This is a genomic window from Ectopseudomonas khazarica (genome assembly GCF_017915135.1).
GTDB lineage: Bacteria > Pseudomonadota > Gammaproteobacteria > Pseudomonadales > Pseudomonadaceae > Aquipseudomonas > Aquipseudomonas khazarica.
The window spans coordinates 3,438,145-3,456,504 of sequence record NZ_CP068551.1 but is presented as its reverse complement, the minus strand read 5'-3'; the positions used below and the strand labels follow the sequence as shown (position 1 = coordinate 3,456,504).

13 protein-coding genes and 1 pseudogene are annotated in these 18,360 nt (G+C 62.4%); 6 read left to right on the top strand and 8 right to left on the bottom strand.

All coding sequences use genetic code 11. The features are described 5' to 3' along the window. Window positions 1–2: 2 nt before the first annotated feature. The 5 genes from fhuB to JLK41_RS16420 all read right to left on the bottom strand — a co-directional run bounded on the left by fhuB (window position 3) and on the right by JLK41_RS16420 (window position 8,450). Window positions 3–1,997: a Fe(3+)-hydroxamate ABC transporter permease FhuB gene (gene fhuB, locus JLK41_RS16440; RefSeq protein ID WP_210389376.1), complete on the bottom strand. Its 1,995-nt coding sequence runs from the start codon at window positions 1,995–1,997 to the stop codon at window positions 3–5. Further along, window positions 1,990–2,856: an ABC transporter substrate-binding protein gene (locus JLK41_RS16435; RefSeq protein WP_037050307.1), complete on the bottom strand. Its 867-nt coding sequence runs from the start codon at window positions 2,854–2,856 to the stop codon at window positions 1,990–1,992. Before JLK41_RS16435 ends, fhuB begins: the two co-directional genes overlap by 8 nt. A gap of 158 nt (window positions 2,857–3,014) precedes the next feature. Beyond that, the gene (locus JLK41_RS16430) at window positions 3,015–5,438 is read right to left on the bottom strand and encodes a TonB-dependent siderophore receptor (protein WP_210389375.1); all 2,424 of its coding nucleotides are present in this window, start codon (window positions 5,436–5,438) and stop codon (window positions 3,015–3,017) included. A 116-nt stretch (window positions 5,439–5,554) separates the two neighbouring features. Then, window positions 5,555–7,246 (bottom strand): cyclic peptide export ABC transporter, encoded by a 1,692-nt coding sequence (locus JLK41_RS16425; protein WP_208651071.1) that lies wholly within the window; start codon window positions 7,244–7,246, stop codon window positions 5,555–5,557. Between the two features lie 205 nt (window positions 7,247–7,451). Beyond that, complete coding sequence (locus JLK41_RS16420) at window positions 7,452–8,450, bottom strand: FecR family protein (protein ID WP_134675505.1); 999 nt, start codon at window positions 8,448–8,450, stop codon at window positions 7,452–7,454. Window positions 8,451–8,599: 149 nt separating this feature from the next. Here JLK41_RS16420 and JLK41_RS16415 point away from each other — a divergent pair. From JLK41_RS16415 to fhuF, 4 genes and pseudogenes are all read left to right on the top strand, one after another. Further along, window positions 8,600–9,076: pseudogene (locus JLK41_RS16415) on the top strand (sigma-70 family RNA polymerase sigma factor). Between the two features lie 169 nt (window positions 9,077–9,245). Then, window positions 9,246–10,568, top strand: coding sequence for a lysine N(6)-hydroxylase/L-ornithine N(5)-oxygenase family protein (locus JLK41_RS16410; protein WP_210389374.1), 1,323 nt, complete (start codon window positions 9,246–9,248; stop codon window positions 10,566–10,568). 59 nt (window positions 10,569–10,627) lie between these two features. Next, on the top strand, window positions 10,628–11,608 hold the full coding sequence (locus JLK41_RS16405; protein WP_210389373.1) for a GNAT family N-acetyltransferase: 981 nt from the start codon (window positions 10,628–10,630) through the stop codon (window positions 11,606–11,608). Between the two features lie 31 nt (window positions 11,609–11,639). Beyond that, entirely contained in the window at window positions 11,640–12,389 is a 750-nt protein-coding gene (gene fhuF / locus JLK41_RS16400; protein WP_175253856.1) for a siderophore-iron reductase FhuF, read from the top strand. A gap of 7 nt (window positions 12,390–12,396) precedes the next feature. Here the strand turns inward: fhuF and JLK41_RS16395 are convergent, their stop codons facing one another. Then, window positions 12,397–13,164 carry an ATP-binding cassette domain-containing protein gene (locus JLK41_RS16395; RefSeq protein ID WP_037050323.1) on the bottom strand — a complete coding sequence of 256 codons (768 nt, stop codon included), beginning with the start codon at window positions 13,162–13,164 and terminating at the stop codon, window positions 12,397–12,399. Window positions 13,165–13,303: 139 nt separating this feature from the next. Next, window positions 13,304–14,527 carry a serine/threonine transporter SstT gene (gene sstT / locus JLK41_RS16390; RefSeq protein ID WP_175253855.1) on the bottom strand — a complete coding sequence of 408 codons (1,224 nt, stop codon included), beginning with the start codon at window positions 14,525–14,527 and terminating at the stop codon, window positions 13,304–13,306. Window positions 14,528–14,789: 262 nt separating this feature from the next. Between sstT and JLK41_RS16385 the strand changes: the two genes are divergently transcribed. Both JLK41_RS16385 and JLK41_RS16380 read left to right on the top strand, forming a co-directional pair. Then, window positions 14,790–16,133: a glutamine synthetase family protein gene (locus JLK41_RS16385; RefSeq protein ID WP_425321826.1), complete on the top strand. Its 1,344-nt coding sequence runs from the start codon at window positions 14,790–14,792 to the stop codon at window positions 16,131–16,133. A gap of 42 nt (window positions 16,134–16,175) precedes the next feature. Continuing rightward, window positions 16,176–17,492 (top strand): MFS transporter, encoded by a 1,317-nt coding sequence (locus tag JLK41_RS16380; protein ID WP_037050330.1) that lies wholly within the window; start codon window positions 16,176–16,178, stop codon window positions 17,490–17,492. 30 nt (window positions 17,493–17,522) lie between these two features. Here JLK41_RS16380 and JLK41_RS16375 read toward each other — a convergent pair whose 3' ends face one another. Further along, window positions 17,523–18,272 (bottom strand): flagellar brake protein, encoded by a 750-nt coding sequence (locus tag JLK41_RS16375; protein WP_037050332.1) that lies wholly within the window; start codon window positions 18,270–18,272, stop codon window positions 17,523–17,525. Window positions 18,273–18,360 lie beyond the last annotated feature (88 nt).

Below are 18,360 nucleotides of genomic sequence, written 5' to 3'. Positions count from 1 at the left end.
TGCTAGCCACGGCGTTCGCGCTGCATCAGCCAAAGGAAGTATGGGCAGCCAATGAACGCGGCCAGCAGCCCGGCGGAAACCGGCCATGGATAAGCCAGGTTCCGCCCCAGCCAGTCGGCCAACAGCATGATCAGTGCACCGGCGCCAGCGCTTAGCAGGAGCTGCGGTAGCGCACGGTGTACGCCGAGATGGCGGGCGATATGCGGTGCGATCAAGCCGACGAAGCTCAGGGGACCGACCATCAGGGTGGCAGCGGCGGTGAGCAGTGCGGCCAGCAGCAGGATCCCCAGATGGCTGGCGCGCAGGCGCAGGCCGAGTGCTGCCGCCGTACCGTTACCCAGGCCGAGCAGATCGAGTGGGCGTGCCAGTAGTAACGCAGCGGCGCCCAGCAGCACGGTCAGGATCACGGCGGTCGTGGCAGCATTGGCATCGACCTGATAGGTCGAACCGGTCATCCAGCTCATCAACGCGGTCATGCGTGGGTCACCACTGGCCATCAACAGGGTGCTCAGCGCGCCCATCAGGGTGGTCAGGCACACGCCGGTGAGCAGCAAACGCTCCGGGCTGAAGGCGCTGCGCCAGGCGAACCAGAGCAGAACTGCGAGGGTCAGCAAGGCGCCAAGGCTGGCTGCCGGCAGCATCAGCGCCTGCGGCTGCGGTACCAACAGGAACAGCACCAGCACGCCCAGCGCCGCACCTGAGCTGGCACCCAACACCTCCGGGCTGGCCATGGGGTTACCGGTCAGGCGTTGCACCAACAGCCCGGCCATGGCCAGCATGGCGCCGGCGGCCACTGCACCGAACACACGCGGCAAGCGCCAGTGCAGCTCGCCAAGCTCAGCCCACTGCCATCCGTACAGCCCTTTGGCCAAAAACACGGCAGGTATCAGCAGCATGATCAGCAACCCGGCAACCAGCAGAATTGGCCGCCACGGATGATCCGTTGGTCGTCCCAGGCTCGTTCTGTGCGGCTGGATACCGCCGCTGCGCTGGCGCGCCAGCAGCCAGAGTAGCAGCGGCACACTGAACACCGCAGTGAGGATGCCGGCCGGTACTTCGCCGACCAGGCGCGACAGCTCGCGCGCGCACTGATCCACCAGGCACAGCAGCGCGGCACCGAGCAGAGGCGCCCACAGCAACCGTTGGCGCAGGGTGCGAGCGCCGGTCATGCGCGCGATGGCTGGCGCGGCGAGTCCGATGAAACCGATGATGCCGACCACGCTGGTGACGAAGGCACTCAGCGCCACAGCGACCAGCAGGCCAAAACCACGGGTGGCGCGCAGCGACACGCCGATGCTGGCCGCGCTCTGGTCTTCCAGGCCGAGCGCTGCCAGCGGGCGTATCAGCAGCACCGCCAGCGTGGCTGCGACGGCCAGACGTGGCGCCAGGTAGAGCACGCCATCCCAGCCGCTCTGGTTGATCGAGCCGGCCTGCCACAGCAGCAAATCAATCAGGTAGTCGTGGTTGAACAGTACCAGCAGGGCGTTCAACGCGTTGCAGTAGAGGCTGATCACCATGCCGGTCAGGATGAAACGCAACGGCGACAAATGGCGGCCCCAGGCGAAGCTGAACAGGGCCAGGGTAGCCAGGCCGGCCCCAGCCAGCGTCACGATTTCCAGGCCATGGATCAGCAGCGTCGGTGCCCAGATGGTGGTGACCGACAGGGCGAGGTTGGCGCCGGCCGCGACGCCAAGGGTCACCGGTTCGGCCAGCGGATTGCGCAGAATCTGCTGGAACAGGGTGCCGGCCAGGCCGAGGGCTGCGCCAACCATCAGACTGACCAGCAGGCGTGGCGCGAAGCTGAAATGCAGTAGTACCTGATTGGGGCTGTCCAGATCCGGTGACCACAGCGCCTGCCACCACAGTTCGTGCGGGAGCAGACCGTTGAGCCCACGCCATACCAGCAGTGCTGCCAGTATGGCGATAAGCAGGGTGCACAGCGCCGAGCCCAGGCTATGCCGAGGCGGGCGCATGGGAAGGCTCAGTGACTCAGCCATGCTGCACCTCTTGACTGTCCAGATAGTCGGCAATGCGCTCGGCCAGGCTGAGGTACGAGGCCACGCCGCCGTAGGGATAGAATTTGCCCAGCGGTTGAGTTTGATGGCGGCGCACTGATGGCAGGTTGTTCCACAAGGCATTGGGCTGACGCAGGCTCTGCAGGCGCGCCGACGTCGTAGGAATTTCGATGTACAGCAGATGGGCATCGGGTTGTTCGCTGAGGCGCTCGATACCGGTGAGGCTGAAGCCCATGGCATTGCTCGGGCCGTTCCAGGCATTGCGCAGCCCCAGTCGTTCGAGCACGTCCTGGGCCATGCTGTGCTGGCCGTAGACAGTGGCGTGGCGGCCATCCTGGTTGAGCACGGCGATGTAAATCGCAGGCCGTGGGCTTAGCGCCAAACGGTTGCGTAGCGTCTCCAGGCGTTGCTCTGCGGCTTGCAGATAAACGTCGGCGCGGTCACTCAGGTGCAGCCGCTCGGACAACTGGCGCATGAAAGCGCTGGCACTGTTCCAGACACCTTTGTCGGTTGGGAAAATGTTCACCACCTCGGTCGGTGCGATATCACCGAGCGTACGTAATACGCTGTTGGGCAGGGCATCGCTGAGGATCAGTTGCGGGTTCAACTGGTGCAGCAATTCGAGATTGGGCTCCCAGTAGGGGCCTATGTCGCGCACGGTCTGCGGTAGTGCTGGATCGGGCATTCGCCGTCGGTAGTAGCCGACGTCGGAAATGGCCAGTGGTTCCACGCCGAGCGTCAGCAGCGTTTCTGCCGCGGCCCAGTTGATGGCGACCACGCGCTGCAGGGGCTCCGCTCGCAATGGCAAACCACAGCCGAGGGCCAATCCGCCGATGGCCATGGCCTGAAGCAATTGGCGGCGTTTCAGGCAGCGGTGGGGGAGGTTCGTCGAGGCAGGCAAGTGTTTCTCCAGATACGCGCAAGGCTCCCGCAGGAGCCTGATCAGTCAGCAAGCAAAAGCCCGGCAGCGCCATTGGCGGTGCCGGGCTTTGCACCTGGTTACCAGCTGTACTTGACGCTGGTCATCAGGTTGCGTTCCAGGCCGGGGTAGCAACTGGTGGCTGCGTCGCAGGTGGCGGTGTAGTCCTCGTTCAACAGGTTTTGCGCGTATACGGCCAGCGTGACCTGTGGCGTCAGTTTGTAGCTGGCCGAGGCATCGAACAGGGTGTAGCTGTCGGCCCCGAAGGTATTGGCGTTATTGCCATACATCGAGCCGACGTAGCGGGCACCTGCGCCCAGGGTCAGGCCCCGCAGCGAGCCATCGCTGAAGTTGTAGTTCACCCAGGCAGAAGCCATGTGCTCTGGCACGTTGGCTGGCCGGTTGCCCTGATTGCCGTCGTTGCTGCGGGTGATCTGTGCCTTGGTGTAGGTGTACGAACCGAGGATATCCCAGTGCTCGCCCAGTTTGAGACGAGCCTCGGCCTCGATGCCGCGCGAACGCTGCTCACCTTCCGCGACGTTGAAACCGGTAGTTGCCCCACTGCTATTCCGCTCGGCGGTAAGAATATTGGTTTTGGTCAGGTCGTAGGCGGCCAGGGTCAGCAGCAGGTCGTCATGCGGCTGGTACTTCACCCCCACTTCCCACTGCTCGGCTTCGCTGGGATCGAAGGTGCTGCCCTGACTGCCGACCCCGCTGTTGGGCGCGAAGGATTCGGCGTAGCTGATATAGGGCGCCAAGCCGAAGTCGGTGACGTAGGTCAGACCTACGCGGCCGGTGAAGGCGTCGTCTTTCTGGTTGGTGGATTGACTGTTGGGAATGTTGTTATCGAAGTCGTTACGCACGCGGTCGTGACGGCCGCCGAGGGTCAGCAGCCAGTGGTCGTCGAAGTGGATCTGATCCTGGACGTAGGCACCGAGTTGTTCGATGGTTTGGTCGTAATCAGCTCGAGTCTGCGAGTTGCCTGCATTGGGTGTTTGAATCGGCTGGCCATAGATAGGGTTGTTCACGTTCAGCGGTGGTGTCACGCCTCCGGCGCCCAACGGCATGTTGCGGTAGAACTTGATATCGGCGTCCTGCCAGCTGTAGTCGATGCCGGTCAGCAGCGTGTGGCGGATTGAGCCGGTGTTGAAGTCGGCCTGCAACTGGTTGTCCACCGCGAAGGTATTGAGGTGCTGCTGGCGACGGTCAGCTACACGGAACACGGTACCGCTCGTGGTATCGATCAGTGCCGGCAGCAGGTTGTTGAAGGTCAGATCTACCTGGCCGTAGCGCAGGTTCTGACGGAATTCCAGCGTATCGTTGAAGCGGTGGCGGAACTCGTAGCCGAGGTTGTACTGATCCTGGTCGAAGCGGTTGAAGCTGTGGTCGCCCAGCAGTGTATCGGTGGTGTGACCATTAGGCTTGGTGTAGACGAACAGGCTGCCGCCGTTGCGATCACGCAGGAAGTCGGTGAGCAGGGTCAGGCTGGTGTCCTCGTTCGGCGCCCAGGTGAAGGACGGTGCGATGTACTGGCGATCGTCTTCCAGCTCATGACCATCGTCATACTCCACCTGTGTATTGGCTTCGCGGTACAGGCCGACGACGCGGTAGAGAAACTGGCTCTGCTCGTCGAGTGCGCCACCCACATCGAACTGACCCTGGCGACGGTCATGACTGCCGGCAGTGAGCTGAATCTCGTTGGTCTGGTTGGCGGTAGGTTTCTTGCTCACCCGGTTGATCACGCCGCCAGCATCACCCTGACCGAACAGTGTCGAGGCGGGGCCGCGAACCACATCGACTCTTTCGAGTGCATAGGGCTCGCTGCGAAACAGGGCGTAGTCGTTGTTCTGCTGACGCAGGCCGTTGAGGTAGTCGCTGGTGCTCTGGCCGTTGAAACCGCGAATGAACAGCCAGTCGTAGCCTTTCGGGTCGAGGCCATATGTCTCCACCTTGACCCCCGGCACATAGCGCAGCGCTTCGGTAACGCTCTGTGCACCCTGGGCTTCGAGCTGGGCGCGGGTGATCACCGATACCGACTGGGGTATCTCGAGAATTGAGGTATTGGTTTTGCTGGCGCTGTTGCTGGTTTTGGGTACGAAACTGCTCTGTCCTTCGCTACGCCCTTCGATTACCTGCTCGGGCAGGGCCAGGGCATTGTCGCCCGCGCTGGTGAACAGGCTGACGCGGTTACCGTCGAGTTGATAACGCACGCCGGTGCCTTCGAGCAGGGCATCCAGTGCCTGCAGAGCCTCCATTTCGCCAGTGACGGCATTGCTACGCAGGCGGCTGAGTTGGGCCGGGTTGAACAGGATCTGCAGCTCGGTCTGCTCCCCCAGACTGGTCAGTGCCGAGGCCAGCGGTTGTGCCGGCAGGTCGATGCGTACGGGCTCGGCCAGCAGCGGTGCAGAAGCCCCAAGTGCCAGGCCGAACGCAGTGGCGCGCACCAGGCGAGCCAGAGGTTTGAGTGTGTTCGCGGACGGAGAGAAAGAGCTGGATGAGCGCACTGCTGTACTCCTGAATTATCTGTTTAGCGTTGGTCATAATTAGAATGATTTGCTTTAAGACGCACGAGTGAGCGGAAACCGGAAAAGAAATTTCACGCTCGTGCTTTGCTGGTGCCTTACCCGACGGGGGAGCTCTCCGCAGCAGGCTCAGTGGTGCCTCGATGCTGTTCCTGTAGTGAAACGATTCGTCCGGAGGCCATTTGCAGCAGGCGGTCGGCTACGTGGAAGTAGCGGTCGTCGTGGGAGATCACTATCAAGGTGCGGCCCTGAGCCCGAAGCTCTGGCAGCAGCTCGGTATAGAAGATGCGGCGGAATTCGGGGTCCTGATCGGCGGCCCACTCGTCGAACACCAGCACTGGGCGTTTCTCCAGCCAGGCTTGCACCAGCGCCAGGCGTTTGCGCTGGCCTGTGGAAAGGTCGGTGGTCGAGTAGTTGTGGTCGTCCAGACTGACCTTGTGGGCGATCTCCAGGCGTTCCAGGTAGCGGTTGGCTTCGGCGGGTATGTCCTGGCTGCCCTTGAGCAGATCCTCGAACAGGAAGTAGTCGGCGAAGATGGTGGTGAACAGTTGGCGATAATCATCGCGATTGGCGTCTGTCACCGGCTCGCCGTTGAGTTGCAACGTGCCTCCCTTGGGCACATAGAGTCCCAGCAGCAGCTTGATCAGCGTGGTTTTGCCGCAGCCGTTCTCGCCAGCGATGAAGAGGATCTCACCGGGACGGATCTGCAGATCTACCGGGCCGACGCCAAAGCCTTCTCCGCCGTCTTCGGTGGGGTATCGGTAGTGCAGGCCGCGCAGCTCGATGCCTCGCATGGGCGGTGCGTTGCGGCCGTCGTCACGCAGAAGCAGATTGGGTTCTGGCGAGGAGAAACGCTGCGACAGCTCGGCAATGCGGCGGAAGGCCACCTGAGCGCGGCTGACGATGGGCAGCTGGCCAACCAGATGCTCCAGTGGCCCCTTCATGTACAGCAGCACCAGGATGAAGCCGCTCAGTGTCGCCTTGTCGGTGCTCGGCCAGAAGCTCTGGTAAGCCAGGGCCACGCCGATGACGATGAAGAACAGGGTCGAACCGAAGCCCTTGGCGATGACGAACAGATTGATCGAGCGGATCTGGATGTCGCAGATGCGTTCGGCTGTGCCCTGCAGGCGCTCGCTGTAATGCTGAAAGCGGCGCGGGCGGCTGATGCGCAGTTCCTTGGCACCCTCGGCCATGGCGCGATAGTGCTTCTGCAGATCATCTTCGGCGTCACGGGCCTGGAAGAAGCCGCGGATACCCTTGCTGCGCGCCACGTACTGAATGGCGCTGCCGATGACGATAGCCAGGGCGGTGGTGAGAAACATGGGTAGCGAAAGCGAGGCCAGATAGCCCAGGCAGCCAAGGGTGACGGTGAGTGACACTGCCAGTGGGGCGAAGGCGAAAGCGAAATCGCTGATGGTGTCTATGTCGTGGGTCAGCACTGGAATCAAGCGATGGCTGCGGTAGCGTTCGATCTGGTCGATCGGTGCCGAGATGATCTTGCTGCCCAGATCCTTGCGCAGGCGCGCGATAACGTGTTGACCGACATAGTTGGTGCCGATGTCGGACACGATAGAGCCCACCAGGGCCAACAGGCAGAGCCCGGCGAAACCCAACAGTAAGGCGCTGTGCATGCCGTCATCGGAATGCAGGCTGTAGTTGATGGTGGCCAGCAGTGCCGTGATGCTGGCGCCGCCAAGAATGCCCAACAGGGTTGCGGCGGCGAGTTGTGGCGCGAACGGGCGTAACAGCCGGAGGAGTTCGCGGAACGTACTTTGCGAAGGTGTCTGCATCATCCAGTCCTGAGGCTCGGCGCAGAGCTGCGCCGGAAAACGGGGCGACGCGGTTGCAATCGAAATGACTGCAAACCCGAATCGTTCCTGTTAAGACGGATAAGGCGAGAGAAAACTCAAAGAAAACCCTGGATAAGTGTCTTGCACGAGCTTCGCTTCTGCTGCAGGTCCGGCATCGTTCTCCCCGTGCGCATGGCGTGCCCGGCTAGAGTGAGGCGTAGCGGCTCTTCAGTACCAGGCCACCGTCATCGTCACGCCTGACTTCGATGGGCAGCACGGTTGGCAGCGATTCGACCAGCGCCTTGAGGTCGTCGGTACGGTAGACCCCACCTATTCGCAGGTTGCCGCTGGCTGCGTCGCCGAGGCGAGCCGGCTGTTCAAGGTAGCGATTGATCAGTGGCAGGGCGGCGCTCAATGTCAGATCATCCAGCACCAGTTTGCCTTCGGTCCAGGCAATGGCGCTGGTGGTGCTTGCCTGTTCCACGTCGATCTGGTTGCTCCCTTTGCTGTAGCGTGCCTGCATGCCTGGCGAAAGTTGCGCCTGGCCAGCCTGGGCGCCATTCGGCGGGCTGACGATCACGGCTCCTTCAAGCAGGCTGACCAGCATCTGTCGTTCGTCTGTCCAGACATTGAAACGGGTGCCAGTGACGCGCACCTGGCCGTTGTCGGTCAGTACGCTGAAAGGCTGTTCTATGTCGTGAGTGACTTCGAAATAGCCTTCGCTACCGCTACTGAGCCAGGCACTGCGGTGGTCGCGAAAGATGGCGAAGATCAGTCTGCTGTCGCTGTTCAGTTGAGCGTGCGAGCCGTCTGCCAGGATGACCTTGCGCGGGGCTTCCTGAGCTGCGTAGTAGCCAACCTGCGCTGGCAGCAGGCCTGCCGCCCAGCCGCCCATCCAGATAGTCACTCCTCCCAGCATGGCGGCAGCAGCAATCCTGGTCGCGCGCCAGGGGGTTCGTTGGCGGCGAGGGTGAGTTGTCGTGTTGCTGGGTGTGGAGGTGTGGGCTGGGTGTAGTTGATCGGCCAGCCGCCAGATCGCCAGCATGGCGTCGTACTCGTGCTGGTGGTCGGGGGTAGTGGCTATCCAGCGAGCGAAGGCCTGGCGCTCCTCGGCAGTGCAGTCCATGTCATGCAGACGCGCGCACCAGTATGCCGCCTCGGCGCTGAGGCGCTCGTCTTCGTCGGTGGATTGCGGCTCGATCATTCGGGCGTCCCAGGCTTTTGCGAGGCTTTCATTTGCACAAAATGCGAGTGATTATAAGTATCGCTGACCGGGGCTGTCAGCAAGTGTCTGTTGTCGTGACACATCAGGAACCTGCACGGGGCGGTTCCTTCGGGGGCTTAGAGAGTGTTGTGATACACCATTACCAAGAATTGGTCCGTTACCTCAGTCGTACGCTTGGTGATCGCCAGGCGGCTGCAGATGTGGCTCAGGAAAGCGTCTTGCGCCTGCTCGAGCGTAAGTCCTTGGCTGCCATCGAGTAGCCGCGCGCGTTTCTTTTTCGTACCGCGATCAACCTGAGTGTCGACCGATACCGGCGTGCGCAGGTGCGCGCCGACGAGCCGCTCGAGTCTCTGGGGCATGAAGAACTCGACGACACCTGTGATCCACAGGTTCAGGCCTGTCAGGCGCAGCAGTTGCGCCTGCTGAAGAGGGCGTTGGACGAACTGCCACCGGTTTGTCGCCAGGCATTCCTGATGCGCAAGGTAGAGGGTTGTTCTCATGCCGAGATCGCCGAGAGCATAGGCATCTCTCGCGACATGGTGGAGAAGCATATCGTCAACGCCATGAAGCATTGCCGCATGCGTCTGCGCCGGTGGGCGAGGTGAGAGTAGGCCGTTGATGAGACGTCAGTAATGAGAATTATTATAAATTTCTGAGTTTCTGCCTCGTCTTCTTCTTCAAGACCGCATCCTCGGGCCGCAAGGCTGAGCGAGCGGACTCTCCCAGGCAGGCCCATGGCTTGTTCATGGCAAACGGCTAAAGGACACAGGCATCATGACTCAGTTGATTGTTCCGACCTACGACGTGCTCGGCATCGGCTTCGGCCCCTCCAATTTGGCATTGGCTATTGCTCTGCAGGAGCAGGGTGAGCGGGAAGGGCGCGCTTACAATGCGTTGTTCCTCGATCGTCAGCAGGATTACCGCTGGCACGGCAATACCCTGGTGAGCCAGAGTGAACTGCAGATTTCCTTCCTCAAGGATCTGGTCACTCTGCGTAATCCCAGTAGTCCCTACAGCTTCGTCAACTACCTGCACGCGCAGGGACGCCTGGTGGATTTCATCAATCTTGGCACCTTCTACCCATGCCGGATGGAGTACAACGACTACCTGCGTTGGGTCGCTCAGCAATTTGCCGATCAGTGCGCCTACGGGGAGTCGGTGGTTCGCGTCGAGCCGGTGCATGGTGCTCAGGGTATCGACCAGTTACGGGTGATCTCTGTCGACAGTCAGGGCGCCGAGCGCTTCCGCCTGGCGCGCTCCATTGTTCTCAGTACCGGAGGGACTCCGCGGATTCCGTCTGCCTTCACCCATCTGCGTGACGATGCAAGGGTCTTCCATCACGCCCAGTATCTGGAACGCATGGCTAGCCAGCCCTGTAATCGTCACCAGCCGATGCGCATCGCCGTGGTTGGCGGTGGGCAGAGCGCGGCGGAGGCTTTCATCGACCTCAACGACAGTTATCCGTCGGTGCAGGTGGACATGATCCTGCGTGCGGCGGTGCTGAAGCCGGCTGACGACAGCCCATTCGTCAATGAGATATTCACCCCCGGCTATACCGATCTGGTGTTCAACGAGCCTGAGGCCGAGCGCGAAAAGCTGATTCATGAGTACCACAACACCAATTACTCGGTGGTCGATCTGGATCTGATCGAGCGCATCTACGGCATCTTCTATCGGCAGAAAGTGGCCAAGCAGGCGCGTCATGGTTTCCTGTGCCGGCGCACGGTTGAAAGCGCCCGTGCCAGCGACGAGGGGATCGAGTTGGCGCTGCGCGATAGTGCCACCGGTGATATTGAGAGCAAACGTTACGATGCGGTGATCCTCGCCACCGGTTATGAGCGCAGTTCTCACCGCGAGTTGCTGGCGCCACTGCAGAAATACCTGGGCGATTTCCAGGTCGAGCGCGACTACCGTGTGCGTGCTGACGCGCAGCTGCGGGCTGGCGTGTATCTACAGGGGTTCAGTCAGAGCAGTCATGGGCTGAGCGACACCTTGCTGTCGGTACTGCCGATGCGCGCTGAGGAGATCGCCCATTCGCTGTTCGAGCACATGCCAGCAGCCGCTACGACTCAAGCTCGGGCGCTGGAAAGCGCCTGAGTGAGTTCGACTAAATATCTTCATTTGTCATTCGTCTTCAGGTTTTCGAGGTTGTATTCATGACCGGTGTTTCTCTGCCCTTGCCCGATGGGCGCGTGCTTCTGGTCGATGGCGGTGTGGATGAGCTGACCTTGTTGCTGGATGGGCAGCCGCTGCTGCGCGCCGAGCGTCAGGACGAGGTTTGGTGGTTGCAAGGGCGTGATATGCCGCTTGCACTCTGGGCTTTCTCTTATCAGGCGTTCGCCATCGATCCAGCCTGCCAACGACTGCTGCTGAGGCTCGACGATTGTCCTGCTGAGCTGGTGCAGCAGGGGCTGCTCAGCCCTGAGATGGGCGGCCTCTGGCAGGTGCAGCGTTCGATGTTCTGGCAATTGCCGATGCCCTGGCGGAGCGGGGCGGCCAGCGAAAGCTATCCGCAGCGCTTCGTGCTCAGCGATGGGCGGCGTCATCCGCAACGCTCGCCGAAGCCCGACGGCGAACTGTATCGACGCTTCGACTTTCGTCTGGGCAGTTGGATTTCGCTGCGTACGCTTGATATCGAAGTCGACCTGGAGCGTTTCAATCGCTGGCAGAACGCCCCACGAGTAGCTGAGTTCTGGCAGGAACAGGGTAGCCTCGATCAGCACCGCGACTATCTCGAGCGTCTGGCGGCCGATCCGCATGTGTTGACGATGATCGGGTGTTTTGACGACCAGCCGTTCGCCTATTTCGAAGCTTACTGGGCCAAGGAAGATCGCATAGCGCCTTTCTACGCTGCCGCTGACTACGACCGCGGCATTCACATGCTGGTTGGCGAGGAGGATCATCGCGGGCCGCACAAGGTGGAAAGCTGGCTATCGGCTCTGGTGCATTATCTGTTGCTGGATGAACCGCGTACCCAGCGCATCGTCGCTGAGCCGCGTGCCGACAATCAGCGGATGATTGGCCATATGCAGCGTCTCGGCTTCTGGCAGGAGAAGGAATTCGATTTTCCGCACAAGCGCGCTGCGTTGATGGCGCAGAGTCGCGAGCGTTTCTTCGAGCGATGCCGATTGTGCTGAGTTGGTTCTCCCGAATTCGCAGGGGGGGGCGATGATCGCAGCTCTTGCTCCACTGTTTTTTGGCGAGTTCGCGAGTTATCGCGACGTGCTGACTACCTTTGAAGACCCGCGCCCGTCGCTGCCGGTGCGCCAACTCCTGCATACGGCTCAGCTCGATGCGGTACTGCAGCGGTTCGACCCCCTGCATGTCGGGCAGGACCGCCGAGCACTGGCCTCGCAGTGGTCCAAGCACTATCTGGTTCGACTGATTCCTCCAGTGGTCGCTGCCGCGCTGGTGTTGGGACGTCGTTTGCCGTTGGCGCTCGATGCGATTGAGGTGGTGTTGGACGAGCAGGGGCTGCCACAGGCCTTCAAGTTACCCGACGATGGTGAACCCTTTGCTGTTCCACCGGCTGATGCCTTTCAGCGCTTCGCCGAGCTGACCGGGCATCTGCAAGCGTTTATCCAGATACTGGCGACGGAGGCAAGGCTGTCACCCAAGGTGCTCTGGAGCAACGCCGGCAACTACCTGGAGTGGTTCGTCGGTGAAATGGGCAAGGTCTTGCCCTCGTCGTTATTGGTGCATGGCCATGAGCTGATGGAACAGGAGCGATGCGCCGATGGTGTTCGCAACCCCCTGTTCAGGCCGATTCGGTATCTGCAGGTAAGTCAGGAGCTGCGTCCCGACGGTCTCTGGCGCCAGCGTAGGGTGTGTTGCATTCGTTATCGCCTCGAGAACCTCGAGCATTGCGATAACTGCCCCTTGCTGGATCAGCCTCTACCTTATACCGATGATCGCTAGCCTTTGCTCATTGCAAGTAGCTGATCGGCGATCCGTCCGCAGGATTGGTCATTATCCCCATGGGTACGCCGTAGATACGCTCCAGGGTCTCGCCGCGCATCAACTCGGCCGGGTTGCCTTGCGCCAGCAGGCGACCACTGTGCAGGGCCAACATGTGATCGCAATAGCGCGCAGCCATATTGACGTCGTGCAGCACCACCAGCACGCCCAGGCCCAACTCACGGCTGAGGTCGTGGACGCGTGAGAGCACCTCCACCTGGTGGGCGATGTCCAGCGCTGAGGTGGGTTCGTCGAGCAACAGGTAACGGGTGTTCTGCGCCAGCAACATGGCCAGCCAGACGCGCTGGCGCTCCCCTCCGGACAGATGGTCGACCAGACGATCGGCAAAGATGCCGGTATCGGTCAGGTCCATGGCGCGTTGGATGTGCGTGCGGTCTTCACTACCCAGGCGGCCAAGGGCGCCGTGCCAGGGATAGCGGCCGAAACCTACCAGCTCACGCACGGTAAGCCCCTCGGTCTGTGGCAACTGCTGAGGCAAGTAGGCCACCTGGCGGGCGAAGTCGCGCTGGCCCCAGTTTGCCAGCGGCTTGCCGTCGAGCAGTATATGGCCGCCGCTGGGTGCCTGTTGGCGAGCGAGTAACTTGATCAGGGTGGATTTGCCGGAGCCGTTGTGGCCGATCAGACCGACCATGCGTCCGGCATCGATGTGCAGGTTCAGGGGATGCAGCAGTGTGCGTTCAGGAATGCTGTAACTGACGCTTTGCAATTCGAACATGAAGCCGTCCGCGGTAGGTTGCGAAAGGCGTCAATCTAATTCAAACGCTAATCGTTATCAATTTTCCCTTTGTCGGTGCCAGGTGTGGCACCAGCCGAAATACAGAAGGCCTGCACGCGCAAGCCTTCTATCTGTCGTTTCAGCCCTGGCGCTTTTCCTGCGCCATGCACGCCGCAGCGGTGAACAGTGCATCGGTGGAGGAGTTCAGTGCGGTCTCTGCCGAGTCCTGGACGATGCCGATGATGAAGCCGATGGCGACGACCTGCATGGCCACGTCATTGGGGATGCCGAACAGGCTGCAGGCCAGCGGGATCAGCAGCAGCGAGCCGCCGGCCACGCCCGAGGCGCCGCAGGCGCTGATCGAGGCCAGCACGCTGAGCAGCAGGGCGGTGGGCAGGTCCACCGCGATGTTCAGCGTATGCACGGCGGCCAGGGTCAGCACGCTGATGGTGATGGCGGCACCGGCCATGTTGATGGTGGCGCCCAGCGGGATGGACACCGAGTAGGTTTCCTCGTGCAGGCCCAGGCGCTGGCACAGTTGCAGGTTGACCGGAATGTTCGCCGCCGAGCTGCGGGTGAAGAAGGCGGTCAGGCCGCTTTCGCGCAGGCAGGTGAAGACCAGCGGATAGGGGTTGCGGCGGATCTTCCAGTACACCAGCACCGGGTTGACCACCAGGGCGACCAGGAGCATGCAGCCGACCAGCACCACCAGCAGGTGCAGGTAGCCGAGCAGGGCGTCGAAACCGGATTCGGCCAGGGTCGCGGCCACCAGGCCGAAGATGCCCAGCGGGGCCAGGCGGATGACCAGCTTGACGATGGCGGTGACGCCGTTGGACAGGTCCCCCAGCAGTTGCTTGCTGCCGGCGCTGGCATGGCGGAAGGCGAAGCCCAGGCCGATGGCCCAGGCCAGGATGCCGATGAAGTTGCCCCTGAGCAGCGCATTGACCGGGTTGTCGACCAGGTTCATCAGCAGGGTCTTGAGGACTTCGCCGATCCCGCCCGGAGGCGACAGTTCGGCGGCCTGACTGCTCAGTACCAGTGCCGAGGGGAAGGCGAAGCTGGCGACGACGGCTACCAGTGCGGCGCTGAACGTGCCGAGCAGGTACATCAGCAGAATCGGGCGGATGTGGGTCTGCTGACCGTGCTGGTGGTTGGCGATGGAGGCCATCACCAGGATGAACACCAGGATGGGCGCCACTGCTTTCAGCGCGGAGACGAAGACATTGCCGATGAAGCCGACGGACAGCGCAGCCTGGGGAGCGACATAGGCAAGGGCGATGCCTGCCAGCAGGCCGATGACGATCTGCGTCACCAGGCTGATGCGGTTGAGAAGCTGCAGGGCAGGGTGGAGGGCTTGGGACATCGGGTGGTCTCTGGTTGCTGGGCACGCTGCTCGAGCAGGGCGCCGGGGCGAGAGGACTTTCAGCCAGGGCCGAAAAAATAGCGCGCGACTCTAGCACAGCCTTCATGGGCTTCTAGCCAGGGCGGTCGATCTCGGCGACGGAGTGCAAGGCGGTGTCGCATCTCGATAAGCTTGCACTGCTTGAAATATTGAACATGCGATGCGTATTTTGTACGTCTCGCCGCCCCTCGGGCGGTATTCGCGTCATTCAAGGACAATAAAGATGAGCACTGCCAACTGCCGCCCACTGGAAACCCTTCTGCAGGGGATCGATGAGATCGACTGCGTCACCCCCGACCTCAACGGGGTACCGCGCGGCAAGGTGATGACCGTCAGTGGCTTCCTCGAAGGCCGTCGCCTGCAGCTCGCTCGCGGCGTGTTGCTGCAGTGCATCATGGGCGGCTACCCGGCGGCGCGCTTCTACGGCAGCGATGACGGCGACCTGCTGCTCAATGCCGAGCCGAGCCAGATCCACCGCCTGCCCTGGAGCGAGCCGCCGCGCGCGTTGGCGATCTGCGACGCGGACGAGCTGGACGGGCGCAGTTCCGGGCTGTCCACCCGTGGCCTGCTCAAGCGCGTGCTGGCGCGCTATGCCGAGCAGGGCTGGCAACCCGTCGTGGCCACCGAACTGGAGTTCTTCGTCTTCGCTGGCAACCCCGATCCGCAGCAGCCATTCCAGCCGCCGCTGGGGCTCGATGGCCGCCGTGAGGATGGTGGCGCGGCGTTCAGCGTCAGTTCCAGCAATGGCCTGCGGCCGTTCTTCGCCGATGTCTACCGCTGCATGGAGGCGCTCGGCCTGCCGCGCGATACCTTCATGCACGAGATGGGCGTGAGCCAGTTCGAGATCAACCTGCTGCACGGCGATGCGCTGCAGCTGGCCGACCAGACCTTCCTGTTCAAGCATCTGCTCAAGGAGGTCGGCTTCAAGCACGGCTTGTCCGTGGTGTGCATGGCCAAGCCCCTGGCGCACACCCCCGGCAGCTCCATGCACATCCACCAGAGCGTGGTGGAGCAGGGCAGTGACCGCAACATCTTCAGCGCCGACAATGGCGAGGCGACAGCGGCCTTCTATCACTTCATCGCTGGCCAGCAGGCCGCGTTGGCGGATTTCACCCTGCTGTTCGCGCCGCATGTGAACTCCTATCAGCGCCTGTGCCACCCCTATGCCTCACCGAACAATGCCTGCTGGTCGGCGGACAACCGCGCGGCGGGGCTGCGCATTCCCGCCAGTGCGCCGGTGGCGCGACGGGTGGAGAATCGCCTGCCTGGCGCCGATGCCAACCCTTATCTGGCCCTCGCTGCCAGCCTTGCCGCCGGCTTGCATGGCCTGGAGCGCGAGCTGCAGCCGAGCCCGGCGATTCAGGGGGAGTTCGAGGTGTCAGAAGAATTGACGCTACCCTGTACCATGCATGCCGCCATCGAGCGTCTGAAACGAAGCGAGCTGGCAATCGAACTGTTCGGTGCGGAATTCATCGAAGGCTACATCGCCAGCAAGACCATGGAGCTGACCAGCTTCTACGATGAAATAACGCCCTGGGAGCGTCGTGTTCTGGCTGGCCAGGCCTGACGCTGTTTTTGCCTACCCGCGTACAAGGAGCTTTATCCGTCAATGCGACTGATCTGGAAGTCATTCCGTTCGCTGTACTTCGCCACGCTGCTGATGCTGCTGGGTTCCGGTCTGCTCAGTACCTACCTGGCCCTGCGCCTGGCCGACACGGTGGATGGTCTGTGGGTCGGGGCGTTGATGGCGGCCAACTATTTCGGCCTGGTGCTGGGGGGCAAGCTCGGCCACCGACTGATCGGCCGGGTCGGGCACATTCGGGCCTACGTGGCCTGCGCCGGGGTGGTCACCGCGGCGGTGCTGGGGCATGGCCTGGTGGAGTGGCTGCCGTTCTGGCTGTTCCTGCGCATGCTGGTGGGCCTGGGCATGATGTGCCAGTACATGGTGATCGAGAGCTGGCTGAACGAGCAGGCCGATGCCAAGCAGCGCGGCCTGGTGTTCAGCGGCTACATGGCGGCCTCCTACATGGGGCTGATTCTCGGGCAGCTGACGCTGGTGGTGCATCCGACGCTGGGGCTGGAGCTGCTTATGCTGGTCGCTCTCTGCTTCGCTCTGTGCCTGGTGCCGGTTGCGCTGACCCGGCGCCTGCACCCGGCGCCGCTGCATCCGGCACCGCTGGAGCTGCGCTTCTTCCTGGACCGGGTGCCGTTGTCGCTGACGACCATTTCGGTGGCCGGGCTGCTGATCGGCTCCTTCTATGGCCTCGCGCCGCTGTATGCCACGCGCATGGGGCTCTCCACCGAGCAGGTGGGTCTGTTCATGGGCAGCTGCATTCTGGCCGGGCTGCTGGTGCAGTGGCCGCTGGGCTGGTTGTCCGACCGGCGTGACCGGGTGCGCCTGATTCGAGGCTGTGCGGTGTTTCTGCTGCTGGCCGCGCTGCCACTGGCGGCGTTGCCGCAGGTGTTCCTCGGCTTGCTGATCGGCGTTGGTTTTCTGGTCAGCCTGATGCAGTTCAGCCTGTATCCGTTGGCGGTGGCGCTGGCCAACGACCACGTGGAACCGGAGCGCCGGGTCTCGCTGACCGCGATGCTGCTGGTCACCTTCGGCGTCGGCGCCTGCATCGGACCACTGCTGGCGGGCGTGCTGATGCGTTTCTACGGGGCCAACATGCTCTACGTGTTCGTCTGCTTCTGCGCGCTGATCCTGATCTGGCGCATTCGTCCCGAGGTGGTCACCCATCTGCACCAGGTCGACGATGCGCCGCTGCAGCACATGGCCATGCCGGGCAACGTCACCAGCTCACCGCTGGTTGCCGCGCTCGATCCGCGCGTCGACGAGCAGACGGTGCAGGAACAGATGCAGCAGGAGCCGGCTCCTGAGGCGCCAGGCGAGAACGAGGAGAAAGGCGAGCGTGCCGGGCAGTAGCCTGCGTCCCGGCAGCGGCTCTCGCGGGATTCAGAAGGGGCCGTCGCCTTCGGTGCGACGCGCCTCGCGCTGCAACTGATAGACGAAGCGCTCGACCTGACGTTGCTCCAGGCCGCTCATGCGGTAGAAGCGCGTGCCGACGAAAGTCATGTCGAGCTTTTCGTCGTACTGCACATGGCGCAATTCCACTGCGCAGGTCATCGAGCCGAACGGCAGCTGCGCGGTCAGGCGCTCATGCACCTGGCCATTACTCAGTTGCTCGCTCAGGTTACCTGCGAAACGCAGCTTGCAGCCTGTAGCGGAGATGTCCAGCAGGTGGCCGGGCAACGCATCGCGCAGCTTGTCGCCGGTCAGCACGATCTTGACCTGGTCGCTCTGCTTCAGCTGGGCGCGGAAAGCGCTGCGGCGCTGGTGATAGATGACTTCCAGCGGCAGCGGCGCCCAGTAGCACGGCGCACCTTCGAGTTCGCCCAGCTGCACGTCATGCTCGCAGCTCCAGGCTACGCGCACGCCATCGCGAAAGGCTTCGACGTTGAAGGATTCGCCCTGCTTGAGGAAGCGCTCGCCGTCGGTCGGGATGATTTCGTCCAGGGCCACGCGCGCGCGGTCGCGGTCGACCTCGACGAGATAGCTCTGGAAACGCTGGCCACGTCCTTTGAACTGGATGACCAGAGGATCATGGTTCTGCTGCAATTGACGTAAGGTGGCAATGATCTCTGCGGATGTCTTGAGCACCTTGGGCGGCTGGGGGCCGCTCTCGTCGTGGAACGCGCTGGACACAGTTCGGAACTCTCCGAGTCATGGACTACAACGGCACTAGCATACTGGCGAAGTGCCTGCATGTCCCTGTGCTTTTATTGTTGGCGTG